The sequence below is a fragment of the Microbacterium sp. CFBP9034 genome (assembly GCF_034045255.1).
Lineage (GTDB): Bacteria > Actinomycetota > Actinomycetes > Actinomycetales > Microbacteriaceae > Microbacterium.
On record NZ_JAXCWC010000001.1, the window covers coordinates 112,728 to 134,908 of the forward strand.

Here is a 22,181-nt window from a genome sequence, read left to right on the forward strand (position 1 = left end):
GTTCTCGTTCTCTCGTTGGGATGTCGTCTCGGCGTCGACCTAGTACCAGTCGAGCCTCGTGGCTTCGCCGAAGCCCTCGATGTCGATCCACGCCCACTCGTCGGGGTGTCCGAAGTAGCAGGTCAGCTGCACGGTGCCGCGATCCGGGAGCCACACCGTGCGCCAGCTGTTCGGACCGTCGATGGTGTCGTTGCAGCGGAGCCGGTAGTTGCCCGGCGTGAAGTTGTCGACGGTGACGGCGATGAACGCGCACGAGGAGTGGCTGCAGTTCGGCTGCCCCACTGCGGAGCTGCCCTTCACCGTGCGAGCGGTCGGTATCGGCCTCGGGGCCGTCGTCGCCGACGCCGACACCGTGTTCGACACCTGGCCCGCCGCGTCGTAGGCGCGGACGGCGATGGTGTGCTGCTGGTCGTAGCCGTTGCCGACGTTGCGGTTGCCGCTGTTGCCCACGGACTCCCACGCGCCGCCGTCGATCTTGATCTGCACGTCGGTGATCTGGCGCCCGTTGTTGGCCGGCGCACTCCACGCCACCGTGACCGAGGTGCCGTTGCGCTGCGCGCTGACACCGGGATCGAGCACGGGTCCGTACGGGATCACGCCGTTGGAGGCAGCCGACTCGGCGCCGTCATAGCGCACGCCGTCGAGGGCGGCGTAGGCGCGGACGCGCACCGTGTAGGTCGCGCCGTTCGCGAGTCCGCCGATGGTGCGGCCGTCCCAGTTCGCCTGCCAGCCGCCGCCGTTGAGCGAGTACTCGTAGCCCATCTCGTTGGCGTTCGCGCCGTTGCCGGGCGCTGCGTTGTAGGTCACGACGATCGCACTGTTGCCGCTCGGGGTCGACGCCTGCACGTTCGTGGGCGCTCCCGGGGGTGTGAAGGCGCGTCGCGGCGCCGACGGCGCACTGTCCGCGCCCCAGCCGGCCTTGTTGCGGGCGGCGACCGTGAACGTGTAGTCGGCGGTCGAGGGGTCGATGGCGAGCGCCTGCGACGTCTGACCGCCCGGGATGCCGGTGATCGTGTTGACGAGCGCACCGCCGCGGATGACGTTCAGGCGGTACTCGGCGATCGCGTCGCCGTTGCTCGCGGGCGCAGCCCACGTCACGCGCATCTGAGCCTGCGCACCGACCGGGTCGAGGCGCTCCGTCGCCGGCGCGGCGGCGCCGTCCGGGGCACGAGCGGGGATCTCCGTCGCGGACCACCCGCTCCAGCTCGACGGATCGGGCGCGCGGTTGTGGGCCTGGACGCGCACCTGGTAGGCGACCCCGTTCTCAAGGCCTTCCCAGACGACCGCGTTGCCGGTGAGCTCGCTCTTCTGCACGACACCCGATGGCGGCGCGGGAGAGATCTCGAGGGTGAACTTCTCGACGGGCGAGCCCGGGGTCGTCGGCGTCACCCACGACACGGCGAGGCTCTGATCACCGAAGACCAGCGTCGGCGGCTGCGGGGTGTCGGGACGGGCGTCCGGGCGCGCCTCGCCGGACGGCGCCGACGGGTCGGACTCGCCGACGCGGTTGATCGCCACGACGGTGAAGTGGTAGACGACGTTGTTGGTCAGGTTGTCGAGGGTGCAGGTCGTCGCGGCACAGGTCTTGCTGTAGCCGCCTTCCGTGGCGGAGACCTCGTAGCTCGTGATCTCCGCGCCGTTGTTGGCGGGAGGAGTCCACGACAGCACGACCGTGCGGTCCTGCACGCTGGACACGACGGGCGTGCCCGGCGCGTCCGGCCGGCCCTGCACGGTGAGCCGGATCCGGCCCTCGACAGCGCGATCCGGATCGTCGGTGGCGTCCTGGACGCGGTAGCGGACGACCATGGTGCCGAAGAAGGTCTCGTCGGGCGTGACCAGCACTTGGTCGCCCGAGATCTCGGCCGTGCCTCGACCGGTCTCGGGAAGCACCGTGACCAGCTCCAGCGGCGTCTCGCTGAAGGGGTTGACGTCGTTGCTGAGGACCGGCACGGACACCGTCTGACCCTGATGCGCCTCTTCGACGATGTCATCGTTGGCCGTCGCCAGCTCGCGGGTGGATGCCGTGACGCGCACGGTGACCGAGCCCTCGACCGGGTCGGTCTGCCCGTCCGAGATGCGGATCGTGAGGCGCTCGACCGTGCCCTTGGGCGTGTTCGATCCCGCGGAGACGCGCAGGTCCTGGCCCTCGACCGAGGCGCTGAGCCCGGAGGGGACGCCGCCGACGATCTCGTAGCTCATGCCGTCGAGATCCTCCGGGTCGGGGTCGGTCGTGAGAGCCCGCAGCTCGAGCGACACCGGCTCCTCGCCGGGCGCCACGTCGACCTGCCCGTCGGTGAACTCGGGCTGCTGGTTGTCGGGCGGCAGCACCGTGATCGGAATCGTCAGGGTGGCCTTGCGCCCCTCGGGGTCGTCGGGTCCGGTGCCGTCGGTGACCTCGAAGGTCAGGGCGTCCTGGCCGAAGTACCCCTTCTTGGAGGTGTAGACGAGGGTCGTCTGATCCTTCACGAGGTTGGAGCCGTCGGAGTTGACCGCGCTCACCTTGGCCGCTTCGGTGATCACGACGCGGTCGCCGTCGGCGGAGCGCACGTACTCGCTCAGCGGCAGCTCGATCGTCTCGCCGCTCTTGACCTCGACCGGTTCGGTGGAGATGAGGGTCGGGGGCAGCGAGGAGAGGGAGGGCACGTGGATGAAGGCGGATGCCTCGAATCCGTCGCGGTCGGTGATCGTGTAGGTCACCAGCCGGTCGGTGTCGTCGAGCTCGAGGCGGACGGTGCCGTCCCCGAGCACGCTCGCGGTGCTGTCGCGCACCGTCACGGCGAGTTCGTCGACCGTGCCGTCGGGGTCCTCGTCGTTGGCGAGCACCTCGACGTCGACGCTGCCCCCCTCGACGTCGGCGGCCTGCACGAAGTCGTCACGGGCGACCGGACGAAGCAGCGGCACGTCGTCGGCGACGGTGATCTGCACCACGGCGGTCGCTCGCGCGCCCCGCTCGTCGCGGATCGTGTACTGCAGCGACGTCTCGGTCGGCTCGTCCGGCGCGGTGATGACGACGCGATCGCCGACGACGGTTGCCTTCAGGCCGTCGACGTCGGGAATGATCAGCCCATCGCGGAGGAGGGAGAAGCTGTCGCCGTCGGGATCGGAGTCGTTCGCGAGCACGGGCACGGCGACGATGCGCCCCGGGCGCATCACGACGGCGTCCTTCGCGGCGTACGGCGACTGGTTCGAGCTCTCCGCGGGCGCGATGCCCACGCGGATCGATCCGACGGCCTCGGCGCCGAGACGGTCGCGCACGCGGTACGTGAAGGCGTCGACACCCGCGACATCCTTGAAGGCCTCGTAGACGACGTAGTTGGATCCGACCTCGACCACTCGGCCCTTGCTGGGCGGCGAGGCGAGGCCCTCGAGCTGCACCGAGTCGCCGTCGGCGTCGATGCCGTCCAGCGGCACGGCGATGCGCACCTGGCTGCCGTTGAGCACGCGGGCGACGATGTCGTGCGGGCGCGGCGCGGCGTTGGTCTCCTCGTTGACGGGGAGCACCTGGATCGTGACGTAGCCGGCATCCTTCTGGCCCGTGCTGTCGACCACCTCGTAGGTCGCGTACACGGTGCCGGGCTCGTCGGACGCGCGGAAGCGCAGCATGTCCTGCGAGACGAAGATCTCGCCGTCCTCGGGCTCGACGAGCGGGGCGACGAGGTCGGGCGCGACGTGGAGCGTGTCGCCGTTCGGGTGGTAGTCGTTGTCGAGCACCGGGATGTTGACGACGTCGCCCGCGCGGACGATCACCTGGTCGTCGTTCGCGACGGGGGGCCGCAGCTTCTCGGGGGCGGGGATCGGGATGACGATCACCTCGCCCTCGGCCGACTTGGCGCCGTTGGAGATGCGGTACGCGATGCGCACCTGCTCGCCGAGGGCGGCCTGATCGCTGATGCGCAGCGTCTCGTGGTTGAGCACGGCGACCGCGATGCCGGAGTTCGGCTCGACCGTCACCGACTGCACGACGAGGATGCCGCCCGCCGGATCGGAGTCGTTGGTCAGGACGTTCACGAGCACCTCGCCGCCGCTGGGCAGCAGGGCCACGTCGCGCACGGCGATCGGCTCGGACGCCGTGTCGGACGAGGGCAGCACGTCGACGCGCACGAGCCCTTCGGCATTCTTCGAACCGGCTGCCACGAGGTACTGCACGTAGTAGACCGCGGGCGTGTCGGACTTGAAGGTGAAGGTCTTGGCGGCGAAGTCGGGGACGATGGTGGCGCCGGGGACCTCGTCGACCCGCACGAGCCGCAGCGGCTCGCGGCTCGAGCTCGTGTCGTTCGCGAGCGGGGCGACGGTCGCGACCTGGCCGGCGCGCACGACGACGCGATCGGCGTTGGTGACCGGGTTGGTGGAGCCCACGGGACGCACGTCGAAGCGGAGGATGCCCGCAGCCGACTCGTTGCCGTCGGACACCACGATCTCGACGTCCTGGCGGCCCTGGGTGCCGCCGACGGCGCGATAGGTGATGCGCCCGTCCGCCGTGAAGTCGGCTTCGTCGCCCGCTGCCGGTGTGACCGCGCGCAGGAACACGTCGTCGCCGTCGGGGTCGATCCAGTCGGGAAGCACGTTGTACGAGACGACGCCCCCGGCCTCGACGGTGACGGTCGTGATCCGCTTCTGGGTCGGCGGGGCGTTGACGTCCCAGCCGTGGACGCTGAGCGACGTCGTCGCGGTGTCGGTCCCGCCGCGACCGTCGTCGATCTCGTACAGGAACGAAGAGCTGCCGGTGGCGTTCTCCGGCACAGCGACCTGGAGCGCGGCGCCGTCGTTGATCGGGCTGACCTTGCCGAAGGCGGGACCTTCGTCGGCGACGGCCGCCGTGAGCACGTCGCCGTCGGGGTCGCTGTCGTTGTCGAGCACCGGAAGCACGGTGGTCCGGCCGGGCCGCACGCCGAGGCTGTCGTCGGTGGCGATCGGCACGGTGTTCTTGTCGGAGCGCTCGGGCAGCGTCGTCTCGACGGTCTCCTCGGTGGTCTGCTCGTCCTCTTCGGCCTCGCCCTCCGGCGGGGTGATGTCGTTCCAGTTGTCGACGCGCTGCATGCTCTCACTGGCCATCCAGGCGGCGCCGCCGATGACGTCGTTGAGCACGACCACGTCGCGGTTCACGCGGAAGCGCAGGACGGAGTCGGCGTCGGCGCCGTCGACATCGGCCGTGAGGTCGTCACCGTCGCCGGCGCAGTCGCGGATGAACTTCGCCGAACCGGTCCACGCCGAGTAGGAGCATCCCTCGAGGAACACCGGCGCCGCCGGAGTGCCCTGAGCCCCGGCCTCCTGCACAACGGGCTCGGATCCGTCGAAGGGCACGCGCACGAATGTCGAGGCGGTGGCGAGGGCCACCGCGTCGCTGTCGGCGGACGGCTGCTGCAGCACGCCGGTCTGTCCTCCCGCGACCTCCGTGCGGCGGCCGTCGGCGAAGAGCGTGCCGCTGTCGGTGTCGAGGACCGCGGCACGGGCGCCGATGGCCGTGACGGCGAGCGCCGCCTTCTTCTTCAGCCCCTCGACCGAGGAGCGGGCGGGCTCCAGCGGTGCGCCCTCGGCATCGGTCGGAACCGTGACGAGCTCCGCGGTCTCGGCCGAGACCGCGTGGACGATGCCGTCGACGCCGACAGTGACATCCGCCCCCTCACCGAGGGTGTCGATGGGGTCGGTGCCCTCGACCTCGAATGAGCCCACGGCGGCCGACGGCACGACCCAGAGGTCGCCCGACTGGCGGTCGAGGATCGCCACGGTGGATCCGCCCAGCACGACCTTCGCGTCGCCGGGGATGTTGGAGGACTCTGTCAGGAGGACCATCGCCGGATCGATCGTCGTGAGGCTGGAGTCGGCCTCGTCGACGACGAGCACCGTCTCACCCGACTGGAGGATGTCGTACTCGCCGCTGGTCGTGCGCAGTCCGCCGTCGAGCACCTTCGACTCGTGGTTGAAGTGGCCGACGAGCAGGGCCGACTGCTTGGTCACCCAGACGCCGCCGTCGTGGAGATCCACCTCCGTCGTCGGATTGCCCTCGTAGACGAAGGCCATCGTCGTGATCGCGACGGCGACCGCGGTGACGATCCCGGTCGAGGCCACAGCGCGGGGACGAGAGCGCAGCCACGCGAATGACTTCATACCTCGGCCTCTTCCAGGGGGGTCGATGCGGCGTGGCGAACGCAGGGACAGAAAGGTTCAGCCTAGCCCGCACCGGATGACGTCATCGTGCAGAGTCGGCTGGCCGCCTTGGAGATCGTATTCCGAACACCTGAGAAGACGGTATGGGGACATTCCCCCATGCCGCATCCCGCGTCACCCGGCGACGTACTCCCGCAGGTGGTGCGCCGTCAGAGACGTGCCGTTCGCGACCAGGTCGGCCGGCGTCCCCTCGAAGACGATCATGCCGCCGTCGTGCCCCGCCCCGGGGCCGAGGTCGATGATCCAGTCGGCGTGCGCCATGACGGCCTGATGGTGCTCGATCACGATGACGCTGTTGCCCGCCGCAACCAGTCGGTCCAGCATCCCGAGCATGTTGTCGACGTCGGCGAGGTGGAGTCCGGTGGTCGGCTCGTCGAGCACGTAGATCGCCCCCTTCTTGGCCATCGAGATGGCGAGCTTGAGCCGCTGCCGCTCGCCGCCCGAGAGCGTATTGAGCGCCTGGCCGAGCGTGATGTAGCCGATGCCGACGTCGATCATGCGCGACAGCGTGGTGTGGGCCGGCCCCTTCGTGAAGAAGTCGGCCGCCTCGACCGCCGACATCGCCAGCACCTCCGCGATGTTCTTGCCGTCAAGGGTGTACTCGAGCACTTCGTCGCTGAAGCCGGTGCCGTCGCAGGTCTCGCACAGCGTCTCGACCGTCTGCGTGAAGCCGAGGCTCGTGATGATGACCCCGAGGCCCTTGCACGCGATGCAGGCGCCCTCGGAGTTCGCGCTGAAGAGACCGGGCTTGACGCCGTTCGCCTTCGCGAACGAAGCCCGCACGACGTCGAGCAGGCCGGTGTAGGTCGCGGGGCTGCTGCGCCGGGATCCCTTGATGGGCGCCTGGTCGACCACCACGACGTCGTCGAAGGCGGGGACGTTCCCGTGGATCAGCGACGACTTGCCCGATCCCGCGACGCCGGTCACCACGGTGAGGATGCCGAGGGGGATGTCGACGTCGACGTCCTTCAGGTTGTGCTGGGTGGCGCCGCGGATCTCGAGGGCCCCCTTCGCCGCCCGGGTCTCGGGCTTCAGCCGCGCGCGATCGTCGAGGTGGCGACCGGTGATGGTGCCGGAGGTGCGCAGGCCCGCGACATCGCCGGTGTACTGGATCTCGCCGCCGTGGCGCCCGGCGCCCGGTCCGAGGTCGACGATGTGGTCGGCGATCTCGATCACCTCGGGCTTGTGCTCCACCACGAGCACGGTGTTGCCCTTGTCGCGCAGCAGCCGGAGCAGCGCATTCATGCGCTCGATGTCGTGCGGGTGGAGCCCCGCCGTCGGCTCGTCGAAGACATAGGTGATGTCGGTGAGGGCAGAGCCGAGGTGGCGGATCATCTTGGTGCGCTGCGCCTCGCCGCCCGAGAGCGTGCCCGAGGAGCGGTCGAGCGACAGGTAGCCGAGTCCGATGTCGACGAACGAGTCGATCGCCCCGCGCAGACTCGCCATCAGGGGCGCGACCTCGGGGTCGTCGATCGTGCGGAGCCAGTCGGCGAGGTCGGAGATCTGCATGGCCGCGGCATCCGCGATGCTGATCCCCCGGATCTTCGACGAGCGCGCACCCTCGTTGAGCCGCGAGCCGCCGCAGTCGGGGCAGGCGGTGAACTTGACCGCGCGGTCGACGAACGCGCGGATGTGCGGCTGCAGGGCGTCGCGGTCCTTCTGCATCATCGACTTCGTGAGCTTCGGGATGAGCCCTTCGTAGGTCATGTTGATCGCCTGGATCTTGACCTTGGTGGGCTCCTTGTAGAGGAAGTCCTGCATCTCCTGCTCGGAGTAGTCCTGGATCGGCTTGTTCGGATCGAGGAAGCCCGACTCGGTGAACCCCTTCACCATCCAGCCGTCCACGTTGTAGCCGGGGATCGTCAGCGCGCCGTCGGCGAGCGACTTGGTGCGATCGAAGAGTTCGTCGAGGTCGATGTCGCTCGCCTCGCCGAGTCCTTCGCAGCGCGGGCACATGCCGCCGGTGATCTCGAACGACCGGCGCTCCTTGACCGTCTTGCCGCCCTTCTCGAACGTGACCGCGCCGGCGCCCGACACCGAGGGGATGTTGAACGAGAAGGCCTGCGGTGATCCGACGTGCGGCTGCCCGATGCGGCTGAAGAGGATCCGGAGCATCGCGTGGGCGTCGGTCGCCGTGCCGACGGTGGAGCGCGAGTTCGCGCCCATGCGCTCCTGATCGACGATGATCGCCGGGCTGACGTTCTCGAGCGCGTCCACGTCGGGGCGGTTGAGCTGACCCATGAACTGCTGGACGAAGGTCGGGTACGTCTCATTGATGAGCCGCTGCGACTCGTTCGCGATCGTGCCGAAGACGAGCGACGACTTGCCCGAGCCGCTGACGCCGGTGAACACGCTCAGCCGGCGCTTGGGGATCTCGACGTCGATGTTCTTGAGGTTGTTCTCCCGGGCGCCGACGACGCGGATCATCTCGTGGGAGTCGGCGATGTGGGGAACGGATGCCTCGGCCATGGGGTCCTCTCGATCGGTTGCGACCCTACATTGTGACGTCCTTTGCGGACACCGCGCTTCCTCGATCCTGCTCAGGTCCCCGTCGTCTCTGGCTCAGGCTCCTGCTTCGGGGCGCCTCACGCCGATCGGGGCGCCGTAGAACCCGCCCCGACCGGCGGAGCGCGCCCCGAACCCCAGGGGTCTCAGGCCGCGTCGGCGGCGGGCTCGACCGCGAAGTTGTCGCGGAAGACCCGGTCAGGGTCGAACCGGCGCTTGATCGCACGCAGCCGGGCCAGGGTCGCCGGAGGGAACGCCTCGGCGATGCGCTCCGGGCGGTCGGACGAGTCGAAGCTCAGGTACATGCCCGCAGTGTGGGCGGCGAGCGTCCGCCACTGCGCGTCGAGGTCGCCGGCGCTCGAGCCCAGCCCCACGACCGAGAAGTTCGCCGAGCGGTGGGCGTAGGCCGTCGCGTCCTCGGCGACGTCGGCGACCGCGCCTCCGACCGCGCGGAGCTGGAAGAACGGGACGGCGCCGGATGACAGCATCCGCTCGACCGCCTCGGCGAAGGCGGGGGTCACGTGCTCGATCAGGGCCGATCGCGAGTGCGGCTCGCCGGCGCCGCGCTGCGGGCCGAGGTCGGCGTTCGCCATCACCTGCGCGTAGGGCGCGAGCTGCACGGACTGCTGCACGAGGGGGGCGAGCTCGGCGAAGGGCTGCAGGCGCGCGATGATCGTGTCGGGGTCGTCGGAGTCGACCACTCCGTACAGCTGCACGACCTGCGGCTGGCCGGGGCGCGGGCCGCCGGTGAGGAGGAACACCGTGAGATCGCGCGGCGCGGACTCGACGATGCGCCCGTACCCCTCGAGGAACCCCGCGAGGTCGTCGACCTGGAACGCCAGCTGCGCCCAGCCGACGTCGCCCACCTCGTCCACCTCGAACTCGAACGACGTGACGATGCCGACGTTGCCCCCGGCGCCGCGGATCGCCCAGAACAGGTCGGCGTTCGTGTCGGCGTCGGCGCGCACGACGGAGCCGTCGGCCAGCACGACCTCGGCCGCGCGCAGGTGGTCGATGGTCAGCCCGTGCTCGCGGGCGAGGAAGCCGATGCCTCCCGCCGTCGCGAGGCCGCCGACGCCGACACCGCCGTAGTCACCCGACGAGAGCGCCCAGCCGTGCTCCACGAGCGCCGCCGCGACCTCCATCCATCGCGCACCCGGCCCGATGCGCACGAGCCGCCGGGCCTCGTCGATCACCTCGATCGAGTTGAGGCGCCGCAGGTCGATGACGATGCCGCCGTCGTTCGTGCTGCGGCCGCTGATGCCGTGACCACCGGACCGCACCGCGAGGGGCAGCTCGGGGTGCCGCCGCGCGAAGCCGATGGCGTCGGCGACCTGAGCGGCCGACTCGGGCTGCAGCACGATGCCGGGCGCTCCGCCGCGCATGTAGGTATGGCGGACGTCGCCGTAGCCGAAGTCGCCGGGCTCGACGGCGAGAAGGCCGTCCGGCACGTCGTCGTAGGCGATGCCGGCGCGGCGAGCGGCGATGGCCGCGGAGGAGCGAGCGGATGCCGCCGCCGTCCCGCGCTGGGCGCGCTCGCGTGCGACGAGCTCGCGCACCGCCGGGGCGACATCCTCTCCGAACCCCTGCAGCAGGCGCGGGTCGTCGCCCGCGAGGATGAAGGTGCCGATGCCGTCCTCGAGCGCGAGCTGCGCGAGCCGCTCGGCGAACTCGTGCGGATCGGCCGCGAGCTGCCCGACGTTGAGCAGGCGCCGGACCTCGCGCGGGTCGCGTCCCGCCCCCTCGGCGGCCTCGTCGATCGCGGCGTTGCCACGACCGAGGTCGCCGGGCTTCATATAGCCGAGCGAGGGGAGCCAGCCGTCGCCCTTTCGTCCGGTGAGCGCGAGCATGCGGGGCTTGTACGCACCGATCCAGATCGGGATGCGGTGGGCCGGCCGGGGTCCGCGCTTCGCGCCGTGCACGCGGTGGAAGGTCCCGTCGGTGAAGGCGCCGCGACGCTCGCTCGTGTCCCACAGCTCGCGGATCACCTCGATCGCCTCCTCGAGCGCGGTCACCGCCTGCCCCGGCGTGAGCCTGCCGCCGCCCATGGCCTCGATCGCGTCCCAGAACCCGCCCGCGCCGAGCGCGAGGTCGAATCGGCCGCCCGAGAGCAGGTCGAGGCTGGCAGCGGACCGGGCGACGACCGCGGGCGGCCGCAGCGGCACGTTCAGCACGTTCGGTGCGATGCGGATGCGGTCGGTCCGAGCCGCGACGAACGACATCAGCGTCCAGGTGTCGAGGAACGCCGGCTGGTACGGGTGGTCCTGGAACGTGACCAGATCGAGGCCTGCGGCCTCGGCGGCCTGCGACAGCAGCACGGGAGCGTCGGGGTTCGCCGCACTCGGGGTGATGAACGCACCGAATTCGAGCGCGTGGCCGTAGTCCATGTGAATCCTCCGAGTCGTGGAACGCCACGGAGGAGGCGATCATTCCTCGCCGAAGAAGGCCGCGAGCGCGATCGAGTCGAAGAGGTTGAGCATCGCGTGGCGCAGCTCGCCGAGAGGTGTCGCGAAGCTCGCGAGCACCACCTGCTTCGATCCGGGAACCGCGTACCAGTACTCCGCCTCGAGACGGGTGGCGACGGCCTGGACGCCGTCCTCCTCGACGATCTCCTCGTGCACCCGATCGATCCGCAGCATGCTCGTACGCGGGCCGTCGAGCCGGCGAGCGGTCTCGATGCCCGCCACCGCGAGCACGCCGAAGCTCTCGCGCAGCACCCCGAGCACGGCATCCGCCGACGTGCCGACCGCCGGACTCATGCGCATCGCGGACGGGGCATGGACGGTGAGCGACATCGGCGTCGCCAGCTCGGGCACGATCTCGAGGCACAGGAACATCGCGTGGGCCGCGGCATCCCGAGCGGCATCGACGGCTCGACGCAGCTGGTCGCGCAGTCGACGCCGTGCGATGGCGGCGTCGTCGCCCGGTCCGACGATCTCGCGGACGACGGCATCGACCCGGGCGTAGGCCGCGTCCTGGTCGCGGGGATCCACCGCGAGCCAGCGACCGGGGAGCTGGAAGGTCAGCCGGGGTGGGGTGGGCGACGGCGCGCCGCTCGCGCGGCTCGGCAGCGTGCCGGCGGCTTCGGCCGTCACTCCCCGCCCGCGATCGCGCGCACGTCCTCCGGGCGGAGCGTGATCGCATACACGCTTCCCTCGGGCAGGCCGAGCGCTTCGTACACGGGCGGCATCACGCTGATCTCGGCGGCCGACGCGTCCGACCTGTCGGCGTAGTCGGCACGGTCGCCGTCGACGAAGCTGATCGTGACGTCGTGGCGGGATGCCTCGGCATCCGCCGCGATCACCGCGGCGCTCCCCCGCACGGCCTCGACGACGGCGTCGTCGGAGGAGTCGTCGAGGAACAGCATCACCTGCACCTGCGTGTTCCACGGAGCGCCCGAGTGGGTCGGCCACACGAAGGCGCCGTTCACCCCGTCGACCTGACCGAGGTCGGACTCGAGGCCGGTGAGGTCGGGGTTCGAGGCGCAGCCGGCGAGCGCGAGGGCACCCAGGGCCAGCACGGCCACCACGACGCCGCGCTTCGCGGTCCGGCTACGACCCACGCGTGTATTCGGCAATGTAGACCTCCTCGTAGCTGCCGTCGCCCTCTTCGGCGAAGAAGACCTCGTCGCCGGGTCGCGGCTCGGGCAGATAGCGCTCCGCCTCAGCACCATACATTCCCGCGTCGTGCATGGGCCATGTCAGCGGCCGGTAGGTCTGCCAGTCGTTGTCGAGTCGCACGTAGTCGACCGGCTCAAGTCCAAGGAGCTCGAGCGTGTGCACCGGGTCGATGCCGTTGTTGATCTGAGTGACCCGCACGTCGGGGGGCATGTCGCTGTAGTGCTTGTCGATCGCCGACCCCGCGGTGAACACGGACTCGACCCGATCCGCCACCCGGGGGTCGGTCGCCAATTCGCCCGCCATCATGCCACCGAGCGACCAGCCGGTGAACATGATGGGCGCCTCACTCTCGAAGACCCCGGCCTCCGTCATCGCGTCCCAGACCGCCTGCTCGTACTGCGTGGGCACTCCGGGGAACATCGAGAGCATGGCGTCGGTGCGCGCGTCGTTGAGCGCCCCGTCGGTGTTGGTGATGCTCCACTCCTGCGTGCTCGGCAGCTGGACGCGCCACCCCAGCACGTTGCCGGCGTCGTCGCGGATCGCCACCACGCGGATCTGCGTCTTCTCCCCGCCGCCCATTGCGTCCTGGCGGGCGAGCTGGTCCATCAGATCCTGGTAGTCGCGGGCCTCGCGGGCTTCGCTGTTCGCGTCGGCCTCGGCATCGCCGGTCGGCCGCGTGCTCTCGGTCTCGCCGCGGGTCTGCTGCGGGCGGCCGAGGGTCTCCGAGATCGCGAGCGCCAGCAGAGCAGCCGCGAGCAGCGCCCCCAGCACGAGCAGCCCGACGATGCCGAACACCATGAACACGATCCCCAGCACGAGCGCGGCCACGAGCAGGAGGAGGGCCACGACGAGCGCCGAGACGAGCGTGCTGAGCAGCTCCTTCAGCGCGTCGACGACCGCCGACAGCACCTGGGAGGCCCACTCGCCCACCGCCGAGAGGACGTCGCCCACGCCGCCCCAGAACTGATCCCAGTCGTCGCCGAACGAGTCGGCGCCGTGCTCGATGGCCGTCTCGATGGCGTCGATCGCCCGGTCGGCCGCGTCGTAGATCTGCTGCCGGGCGTCGTGGAGCGCGCGGCGCGCGTCCGCAACCTCGCCCGACGAGTACGCCGCGCCGTCGCTGGTCGACCGGAGCTGCTCGTACAGCGCATCGGTCGATGACCCCTCGGCCTCGGCACGCGTGATGTCGTTGCGCAGGTCGTCGAGGGCGCTCTCGAGGCGGTACGCGCGGGCCTGGTGGAAATCGGCATCCTGCACCGCCGCTCGCGCGGTGCTCTGGATGGACCCGAGCTCCACCGCGTAGGTGGTGAGGGCGGTCGCCGTGCCGCCGTACCGCTTGTGCGCGCGACGCAGTCCGGACGCCGCTTCGGCCGCCGAGTCCTCGAGCGCATCGGTCGCCGCGCTGCGCTGATCGTCCACGAGGTCGCGCAGTGCGTCGGCGGCCCGGGTGATCGCATCCGCGGTGGTCTGCAGCCGTCGCGCGCGCGACTCGAGCTGGTCGGGGCGTCCGGCGAAGACGTCCTCGAACTCCGACGCCAGTCCCGACGTCACGGCGTGCCCTCCTCGGCGGAGACCGATTCACCCAGCGCGCGGTCGAGGTCGGTCATGGTCTCCACGATGGCGTCCAGCCAGTCGCGCACCGCGACGAGCTGCTCCTCGAGCTTGCCCCGGTTGTGGTCCCAGTTCCCCGCGAAGTCGCGGACCTTGCCGGCGAGCCGGTGCTCGCCGGTGAGATCGGCCAGGTCGTCGCCGACGCGGTCGGCGCTCTGGAAGGTCGTGAGTGCACCGGCGACCCGTCCGCGCGCCGTGCGCAGACCGGCCAGGTCGAGCTGGATGTCGCTCATCGAACCTCCGTCAGCAGGGGTCTTCCCCTGACCGTGAGCCTAGGACCCCGGTCGCCGCGCGCCGATGGGGCCAATGACCCATCGGGCTCAAGCCGCTCGCCAGCAGCCGGTCACGTGGTCGTCGACCATGCCGGTCGACTGCATGAGCGCGTACATCGTGGTGGAGCCGACGAAGCGGAAGCCGCTCTTGCGCAGGGCCCTGCTCAGGGCGTCGGACGCCGGCGTCGTCGCGGGCACCTCCGCCAGAGACTCCGGCCTCGGTCGGGGTTCGGGGGCGAACGACCACAGGAAGGAGTCGAACTCCCCCTCCGCCATCTCGAGGACGAGCCGGGCGTTCGAGATCGTGGCGAGGATCTTCGCGCGGTTGCGGATGATGCCGGCGTCCGCCATCAGCCGTTCCACGTCGGGCTCTGCGAACTCGGCGACGACAGCGGGATCGAACCCCGCGAACACCTCGCGGAACCGCGGCCGCTTGCGCAGGATCGTGATCCACGACAGCCCCGCCTGGAACCCCTCGAGGCTGACCTTCTCGAACAGCGGACGGTCGCCGTGGAGCGGGTGGCCCCACTCCTCATCGTGGTACCGGCGGTACTCGGGGTCGTCGCCGACCCACGCGCAACGGGCGATGCCGTCGGGTCCGGTGGTCACATCCGAAGTCACGTCGCAACCCTACGGCGCACTCCCGACGTCACTCCATCGCGAGGACGAGCTGGCCGACCCTCCCGCGATCGAGGTGCGCGTGCGCCGCGCTCGCCTCGTCGAGCGGGTAGACCGCCTCGACCACGGCGCGAAGTGCTCCCGCCGCGACGAGGTCGGCGGTCGCGGCGAGATCGGCTCGCTTCGCGGCATCCCTCCGCAGACCGGTGAGCGCGATCCGCGAGCGACGTCCGCGCGCGCCGAGGGTGAGCAGATGCCAGGCGAACGCGCCCAACGTCGGCACCGTGATCAGGTAGCGCCCGGTGGGGGCGAGGATGCGGCGCGCCCGGCGATATCCGAGACTTCCGTGAACGTCGAACACGATGTCGAACCGCTCGTCCAGGCGGAGGACATCCACGGCCCGGTAGTCGACCACGCGTTGGACACCGAGGTCGCGGACGGCCTGGGCACGCTCTGCACTGCACACCGCCGTCACCTCGGCGCCCCATGCCTGAACGAGCTGAACCGCCATCGTCCCGACGGCGCCGGACGCGCCGTTCACGAGCACGCGCTCGCCTGCGCGCAGCTGCGCCGTGTCGCGGAGGAACGCCATCGCCGTCGCATCGACCAGGGCCGCGGCATCCGTTGCCGACAGGCCATCCGGACGCGGCCCCACAACGCCGGCCGCCTTCACACGCACGTAGTCCGCCTGCGAGCCCATCTCGATACCGGTCGCGCCCCACACGGCGTCGCCCGGTGCGAACGTCGTCACGTCGGAACCGACGGAGTCGACCACACCCGCGAAGTCGGAGCCCTGCACGTTCTGGCGCGGACGCCGAAGGCCCGAGAAGAGTCGCGCGGCGAACGGCTCGCCCGAACGGAACGCCGCATCGGATGCCCCGACCGATGACGCCTCGACCCGCACCACGACGGTGCCCGGCTCCGCGACCGGCTTCGGCCGATCGACGACCTCCACGACCTCGGGTCCGCCGTAGGCCCGGTAGACGACTGCGCGCATGATTGCTCCCGTGTAAAGAATTGTTTACACGAGGTTAGCTCGCATTCTCACGCGATGTCAAGAATCCTTTACACAGCAGGCGCGGGATGCGAAACCCCGGGCGGCGGTTACTTCTTCTTGAGCGACTTCTCCGACACCGGTGCCGTGCCCGACGCGGCGAGCGCGCGGTAGTACTCGCGGGCTTCGTCCTGCCGCGCCTGCTCGGCGCCCGACGCGATGGGCGCGCGCACGTGCTCGGGCGCGAACCCGTACGCGTCGACGAGGTCCTGGGCGTGGGGGCGGAGCCGCGCCGAGAGGCGGTCGATGTACCGCGACACCGCGCCGCCGCGCTGCGCCGACAGGCGTCCGTTGATGAGATACCAGGCGAGGTGCTTCTCGATCAGCGAGAGCCCGAACAGGTCGCGCAGCCAGGTGAGGACGTGCCGGGTGCCGGCGTCCTCGACCTTGTTGACGCCGTCGGTGAACGCCTCCCACTGCAGCAGCTCGGCGTGGGCCCGCGCGGCTTCGATGAGCTCGCTCTGGTTCTGGTTGAAGAGCGCCGCGGCCTCCGCGGGGGAGAGCTTCGATGCCGGGCGCAGCCGTGCGGCGAGGTCGGCGACCATCTGCTGCACGCGGCCGGCGAGGAGCTCGTGCTGCTGGTCCTCCCGCAGGCCGAGCTCGACCGAGCGCGCGGTGGAGCCGAAGTCGGCCACGGTCTGGCCGAGCTGGCGCAGGCCGGCGCCGTGGAAGAGCTTGCCGGCCGTCTGCCGGGCCGCGTAGCGCGCGAGGGTTGCGGCATCCTTCCCCCGGAACTGCGTGGCGTAGTCGGACAGGAGCCGCTTGCCCACCAGCTGCAGGAGCACGTTGTTGTCGCCCTCGAAGGTGACGTACACGTCGAGGTCCTGGTGCAGGCCGACGAGGCGGTTCTCGGCGAGGAAGCCCGACCCGCCGCACGCCTCGCGCGCCTCCTGGATCGTGTCGAGCGCGTTCCAGGTCGAGAGGGGCTTGAGCGCCGCAGCGAGGGTCTCGAGGTCCTCGCGCTCCTCCGGAGTGTCGCTCCGGCCCGAGAACACACCGTCGAACTTGCGCAGCAGCTCGTCGTTGGCGAAGAACTGGGCGTAGTTCTGGGCGAGGAGCGGCAGCAGGCGTCGCTGGTGCTTTCCGTAGTCGAGCAGCACGACCTCGTCGCTGCCCGCTCCGGAGTCGAACTGGCGACGCTGGTTCGCGTACGTGAGCGCGATGTGCAGCGCGAGCGCGGTGCCGGTGGTGGCAGCGCCGTCGAGCGAGACGCGGCCCTGGACGAGCGCTCCGAGCATCGTGAAGAACCGGCGACCGGGTGTGGGGATCTCGCTCGAGTACGTTCCGTCGGCCGCGACGTCGCCGTAGCGGTTGAGGAGGTTCTCCCGCGGGACGCGAACGTGATCGAAATGCAGGCGGCCGTTGTCGATGCCGTTGAGCCCGCCCTTGACGCCGTCGTCCTCGCCGCCGATGCCGGGGAGGAACGCGCCGTCTTCGTCGCGCAGCGGCACGAAGAAGCAGTGCACGCCGTAGTTCACGCCGCCGGTGATGAGCTGGGCGAACACCGTCGCCGCCGTGCCGTGCAGCGCGGCGTTGCCGAGATAGTCCTTCCACGCACCGCGGAAGGGCGTGTGGATGACGAACTCCTCCGTCTCGGGATCGTACGTGGCGGTCGTGCCTATGGCCGCGACGTCCGAGCCGTGCCCCGTCTCGGTCATCGCGAAGGCGCCGAGAAGGGTCAGATCGGCGATGCTCTGCAGCCACCGGTCGTGGTGCTTCTTCGTGCCGAGCTGGAACACGGCCGAGCCGAACAGGCCCCACTGCACGCCGCTCTTGATCTGCAGGCTGGGGTCGGCCAGCACGAGCTCCATGAAGCCCGCGAGGTTCGCGCCGTTGTCGTTGAGGCCGCCGTACTCCTCCGGCAGGTTCCGGCGCGAGCCGCCGGCATCGGCGAGCAGGTGCATCTGGCTGAGCGCGCGCTCGCGGTGCTCGGCCATGGGCATGCCCTCGACGCGCCAGAACGCCGGATCCTTGATCATCTCTCGCGCCTCGCGGCGGGTGTCGCCCCACGTGCCGAGGAGCAGGTCGGTGACGGCGGCGACATCGATGCGGGGATCGGATGCCTCGGCCGCGGTGTGCGGGGCGGTGGGTGCTCCGCCGGCAGGCGTGCGCTTGCTCGTGGCGGGCTTGTAGGAGCGGACGGCGGCGTCGGCCATGTGCGTCACCTTTCGGCGTCGGAGACAGGAAAGTCACTGTCGACGGTAGGACTCCCACAACGGCCGACCAAAGCACTTGGAGCTGTTCCACAACACTCGCGCACGCTCGGTCCCCGTCTCGTTGTGCGCACCCCACACTGCGCTGCTTTCACGCCCCTTCCACCCGCTGCGGTTGTGTCGGTGAAAGCCGGGGCGCGAGGATGAGGGGCCAGGGACCGAGAGGGGCGGATGCCGCGATGCACGTGACGCTGGTGCCGTGGGGTGTGGACGACATCGAGATGCTGCGCCGCGCGAACACCCCGGAGCTCACCCGCTATCTCGGCGGTCCGGAGGCCGAGGACGCCCTCGCCGAACGCCACGCGGAATACCTCGGCGGCGGCGCGCGCATGTTCCGCGTCGAGGTGGACGGCGCCGCTGCCGGCTACGCCGGATGGTGGGACGAGGAGCACGCCGGCGAACCGGCCTACGAGATCGGCTGCGTCGTCGAGCCCGGGTGGCAGGGACGCGGCGTCGCGTCCGCGGCGCTGGGCGAGGTCGTGCGCCTGGCCGCGGCGACCGGCGACCGGCGCCTCATCGTCGGCTACTCGAACCCCGCCAACGCGGCCTCCAGCGCCCTGTGCCGGCGGGTCGGGTTCTCGCTCGCCGGAACAGCGGCGTTCCCGGCGGAGGACGGCGGCGACCCGGTGCCGGTGAACGTCTGGCTGATCCACACGTCCGCCGGACCGATGGTCTGAACGGGACGGATGCCGCGACCGCCCGAACGTCCGGAGCCACCGGCACAATGAGAGCGACGAAACGGCGGTGCGATGGCGATCACGCTCACGCGATGGGGACAGGGCGACCTTCCGGTGCTCGAACGCGCGAACACCCCCGAGATGACCGCCCACCTCGGCGGCCCCGAGACTCCCGAGCAGGTGCTCGAGCGGCACGCACGGTACCTGCGGCTTAACGACAGCGGCGAAGCGTGCATGATGCGCATCGATGTCGACGGCGAGCCGGCCGGCGGCATCGGCTACTGGCAGACCGAGCACGACGGCACGCCGGCGTTCGAGACCGGATGGAGCGTCGAACCGAGGTGGCAGGGGCACGGAGTCGCCAAGGAGGCGCTGCGACAGCTCGTCCGGCTGGTCGCGGCCGACGGTCGCCGCGAGCTGCTCGTCGCGTATCCCGGGGTCGACAACCCGGCGTCGAACGCCCTGTGCCGCTCCGCCGGGTTCGAGCACCGCGGGTCGGCGACCATGCCGTGGCGCGGCGGCGAGCTCACCTTCAACACCTGGGTGCTCGACGTGTCGCCCCTCGATCTCGCTGCGCGCACGCCCGATGTCGACGAGCGCTTCGTCGGCCCGACGCTCGACGAGGCGAGGTGGTGGCCCTTCTACACCCCGCACTGGGCGTCGAGAGAGGCGTCGGCGGCGCGCTGGAGCGTCGGCCCGCGCGGGCTGGAACTGCGCATCGACGAGGGCACCGCCCCTTGGGCCCCCGACCTCGACGGCGACCTCCGGGTGTCGCACCTCCAGACCGGTCAGCACTCCCGACCGGTGGGCAGCAGCGTCGGCCAGCACCGGTTCCGCAGCGGCCTCGTGGTGACAGAGGAGCAGCCCGAGCACCGCGGATGGCTGGTGCATCACGGAGTGATAGAGGTGCGGATGGCCGCGATCCGCCATCCCGACGTCATGGTCGCCGTCTGGCCGATCGGGTTCGAGGACGAACCCGCCGATTGCGGCGAGCTGTGCATCGCGGAGATCTTCGGGAGCGACCTCGACGATGGCGGCGGCTGGGTGGGCGTCGGCGTGAAGCCGCAGAACGACCCTCGGCTCCGCGAGGACTTCGAGAAGGTCCGCGTCGACGGCGACCTCACCGAGATGCACGACTACGCCGTCGAGTGGACGCGGGACCGCATGCGCTTCTTCATCGACGGGCGCTGGGTGAAGACCGTCGTGCAGTCGATCGACTACCCGGTGCAGCTCATGGTCGACGTCTACGAGTTCCCTCGCCCCGACGGCACCCGAGACCTGTCGGCCCTGCCGCACGTGCTGCGCGTCGAACGCGTACGGTCGTTCCCGCCCGTCGCGACGTAGGCGGCAGCAGCTATCGGCCCGCCGCGCGACGGGCCTGTGGACAACGCGCCTTCTTCAGGCCGCGGCGACGACTCCGAGCACGGCCTCACCGTAGGCCTCGCGCTTCTTCGCGCCGATGCCGGTGACGCCATCGAGGTCGGCCAGGCTGCCGGGCCGGATCTCGGCGAGGGCTCGCAGCGTCGCGTCTCCGAACACGATGTACGCCGGCACGCCGAGTTCCTTGGCGACGCCGGCCCGCCAATCGCGCAGGGCCTCGAAGAGACCGCGATCGCGGTCGGCGAGGGTGTCGGAGGCCGAGGTCTTGCGCACCCGGGTCGTCGTGGTGCGGCCGAGCGCATCGCGGCGCAGCGGCACCGGTGCCTCGCCGCGCAGCACCGCGGCAGCGGGTTCGCCGAGCGCGAGCGTGCCGTAGTCGCCCTGAGCGATGAGGATGCCGCGCGCCAGCAGCTGGCGGATGACACTGCGCCAGTCCTGCTCGCTGAGGTCGGCGCCGAGGCCGTAGGTCGACAGCTTGTCGTGGCCCTGCTGACGCACCCGCTCGGTCGAGGCACCGCGCAGGATGTCGATGAGGTGCCCGGCGCCGAACGCCTGGCCGCGCTCGCGCTGAAGTCGGACGATCGTCGACAGCAGCTTCTGCGCGGGGACGAGTCCGTCCCAGGTCTCGGGGGACTCGATGCACGTGTCGCAGTTGCCGCACGGGGTCGAGGCCTCGCCGAAGTACGCGAGGAGGTTCTGGCGGCGGCATCCGATCGTCTCGCACAGGGCCAGCATCGCGTCGAGGTGCTGCCCCAGACGGGTCTTGAACGCGCGGTCGCCCGGGCTCTGGTCGATCATGCGGCGCTGCTGCACCACGTCGCCGAGGCCGTACGCCATCCACACCACCGAGGGGTCGCCGTCACGCCCGGCACGGCCCGTCTCCTGGTAGTAGCCCTCGACGGACTTGGGCAGGTCGATGTGGGCGACGAAGCGCACGTCGGGCTTGTCGATGCCCATGCCGAACGCGATGGTCGCCACCATCACGACGCCGTCGTCTCGCAGGAACCGCGACTGGTTCGCCGCACGGACCGAGGAGTCGAGCCCCGCGTGGTACGGCAGGGCGTCGAAGCCCTGGGTGCGCAGGAACTCCGCAGTCTGCTCGACGGACTTGCGGCTGAGCGCGTACACGATGCCGGCCGCGCCCTCGGGCATGGAGCGGATGAACGCCGCGAGCTGTCGTCGGGGATCGGTCTTGGCGTCGATGCGGTACTGGATGTTCGGCCGGTCGAAGCTCGACACGAAATGACGCGCGTCGGGCAGCCGCAGCCGCTCGCTGAGCTCCCGATGCGTCGCCGGTGTCGCCGTGGCCGTGAGCGCCAGCCGGGGTACGCCGGGGAAACGCTCGGCGAGATCGCCCAGCGCCAGGTAGTCGGGCCGGAAGTCGTGGCCCCACTGCGACACGCAGTGCGCCTCGTCGATCGCGATGATGCTGAGCCGGCCGCGGCTGAGGAACCGCAGCGTCGTCTCGGTGTTGAGCCGCTCGGGCGCCACGTAGAGCAGATCGAGGTCGCCGGCCAGGTAGGCCTGCTCGACCGCGGCGCGCTCGGGCGGCGACTGCGTCGAGTTGAGGTACGCGGCCCGCACGCCGTTGGCCACGAGCGCGTCGACCTGGTCGTGCATGAGCGCGATGAGAGGGCTCACCACCAGCCCCGTCCCCGGACGGACGAGGGCGGGCACCTGGTAGCAGACGCTCTTGCCGGCTCCGGTGGGCATGAGCACGACGGCGTCTCCGCCGGCGATCACGTGGTCGACGATCGCGGCCTGCTCGCCGCGGAAGGCGTCGTAGCCGTAGACCTCGTGCAGCACCGCGCGGGCGTCTGCACCGGCGAAGTCGCGGCGGGGCGCGGACGCGAATGCGAGCGGGGCGGCTGCGACGCCGCCTGTGCCGGTGCCGGGAGCGAAGGGCCGCGCAGCCGACGAGGAGCCCCGGGAGGGTTCGATGTAGGGCGGCTCGTCGAACTCGGGCGGCGGTGCGAGCTCGTCGGGGTCCCACACGAGGTCGGCGTACGGGTCACCCTGCGGAATGGTCATCGCCTCCAGGGTAGCCCGGGGCCCTGACGCCGATC

13 protein-coding genes are annotated in these 22,181 nt (G+C 70.8%); 2 read left to right on the forward strand and 11 right to left on the reverse strand.

Features of this window, described 5'->3' with window-relative positions; all coding sequences use genetic code 11:
- Positions 1 to 39: 39 nt before the first annotated feature.
- The 10 genes from SOM19_RS00495 to SOM19_RS00540 form a co-directional block, all read right to left on the reverse strand.
- Positions 40 to 6,105 (reverse strand): Ig-like domain-containing protein, encoded by a 6,066-nt coding sequence (locus tag SOM19_RS00495; RefSeq protein WP_320484594.1) that lies wholly within the window; start codon positions 6,103 to 6,105, stop codon positions 40 to 42.
- 174 nt (positions 6,106 to 6,279) lie between these two features.
- Positions 6,280 to 8,634 carry an excinuclease ABC subunit UvrA gene (locus SOM19_RS00500; RefSeq protein ID WP_320484595.1) on the reverse strand — a complete coding sequence of 785 codons (2,355 nt, stop codon included), beginning with the start codon at positions 8,632 to 8,634 and terminating at the stop codon, positions 6,280 to 6,282.
- A 182-nt stretch (positions 8,635 to 8,816) separates the two neighbouring features.
- Positions 8,817 to 11,057: an LLM class flavin-dependent oxidoreductase gene (locus tag SOM19_RS00505; RefSeq protein WP_320484596.1), complete on the reverse strand. Its 2,241-nt coding sequence runs from the start codon at positions 11,055 to 11,057 to the stop codon at positions 8,817 to 8,819.
- Positions 11,058 to 11,096: 39 nt separating this feature from the next.
- Positions 11,097 to 11,765: a hypothetical protein gene (locus tag SOM19_RS00510; RefSeq protein ID WP_320484597.1), complete on the reverse strand. Its 669-nt coding sequence runs from the start codon at positions 11,763 to 11,765 to the stop codon at positions 11,097 to 11,099.
- Positions 11,762 to 12,232: a hypothetical protein gene (locus SOM19_RS00515; RefSeq protein WP_320484598.1), complete on the reverse strand. Its 471-nt coding sequence runs from the start codon at positions 12,230 to 12,232 to the stop codon at positions 11,762 to 11,764. Before SOM19_RS00515 ends, SOM19_RS00510 begins: the two co-directional genes overlap by 4 nt.
- A complete protein-coding gene (locus SOM19_RS00520) occupies positions 12,222 to 13,841 on the reverse strand; it encodes a DNA repair protein RecN (RefSeq protein WP_320484599.1) in 1,620 nt (539 codons plus the stop codon). Before SOM19_RS00520 ends, SOM19_RS00515 begins: the two co-directional genes overlap by 11 nt.
- Positions 13,838 to 14,134, reverse strand: coding sequence for a hypothetical protein (locus SOM19_RS00525; RefSeq protein WP_320484600.1), 297 nt, complete (start codon positions 14,132 to 14,134; stop codon positions 13,838 to 13,840). The genes SOM19_RS00520 and SOM19_RS00525 overlap by 4 nt, the downstream gene beginning before the upstream one ends.
- Positions 14,135 to 14,221: 87 nt before the next feature.
- Complete coding sequence (locus tag SOM19_RS00530) at positions 14,222 to 14,794, reverse strand: DNA-3-methyladenine glycosylase I (protein ID WP_320484601.1); 573 nt, start codon at positions 14,792 to 14,794, stop codon at positions 14,222 to 14,224.
- A gap of 28 nt (positions 14,795 to 14,822) precedes the next feature.
- Positions 14,823 to 15,788 (reverse strand): NAD(P)-dependent alcohol dehydrogenase, encoded by a 966-nt coding sequence (locus SOM19_RS00535; protein WP_320484602.1) that lies wholly within the window; start codon positions 15,786 to 15,788, stop codon positions 14,823 to 14,825.
- Between the two features lie 107 nt (positions 15,789 to 15,895).
- On the reverse strand, positions 15,896 to 18,001 hold the full coding sequence (locus SOM19_RS00540) for an acyl-CoA dehydrogenase family protein (RefSeq protein WP_320484603.1): 2,106 nt from the start codon (positions 17,999 to 18,001) through the stop codon (positions 15,896 to 15,898).
- Positions 18,002 to 18,237: 236 nt separating this feature from the next.
- On the opposite strand from SOM19_RS00540, the gene SOM19_RS00545 reads away from it, so the two are divergent.
- Both SOM19_RS00545 and SOM19_RS00550 read left to right on the forward strand, forming a co-directional pair.
- Positions 18,238 to 18,735 (forward strand): GNAT family N-acetyltransferase, encoded by a 498-nt coding sequence (locus SOM19_RS00545; RefSeq protein WP_320484604.1) that lies wholly within the window; start codon positions 18,238 to 18,240, stop codon positions 18,733 to 18,735.
- Between the two features lie 72 nt (positions 18,736 to 18,807).
- Positions 18,808 to 20,079: a GNAT family N-acetyltransferase gene (locus SOM19_RS00550; protein ID WP_320484605.1), complete on the forward strand. Its 1,272-nt coding sequence runs from the start codon at positions 18,808 to 18,810 to the stop codon at positions 20,077 to 20,079.
- A gap of 54 nt (positions 20,080 to 20,133) precedes the next feature.
- Here SOM19_RS00550 and recQ read toward each other — a convergent pair whose 3' ends face one another.
- Positions 20,134 to 22,146, reverse strand: a complete 2,013-nt coding sequence (recQ, locus tag SOM19_RS00555; RefSeq protein WP_320484606.1) for a DNA helicase RecQ — start codon at positions 22,144 to 22,146, stop codon at positions 20,134 to 20,136.
- Positions 22,147 to 22,181 lie beyond the last annotated feature (35 nt).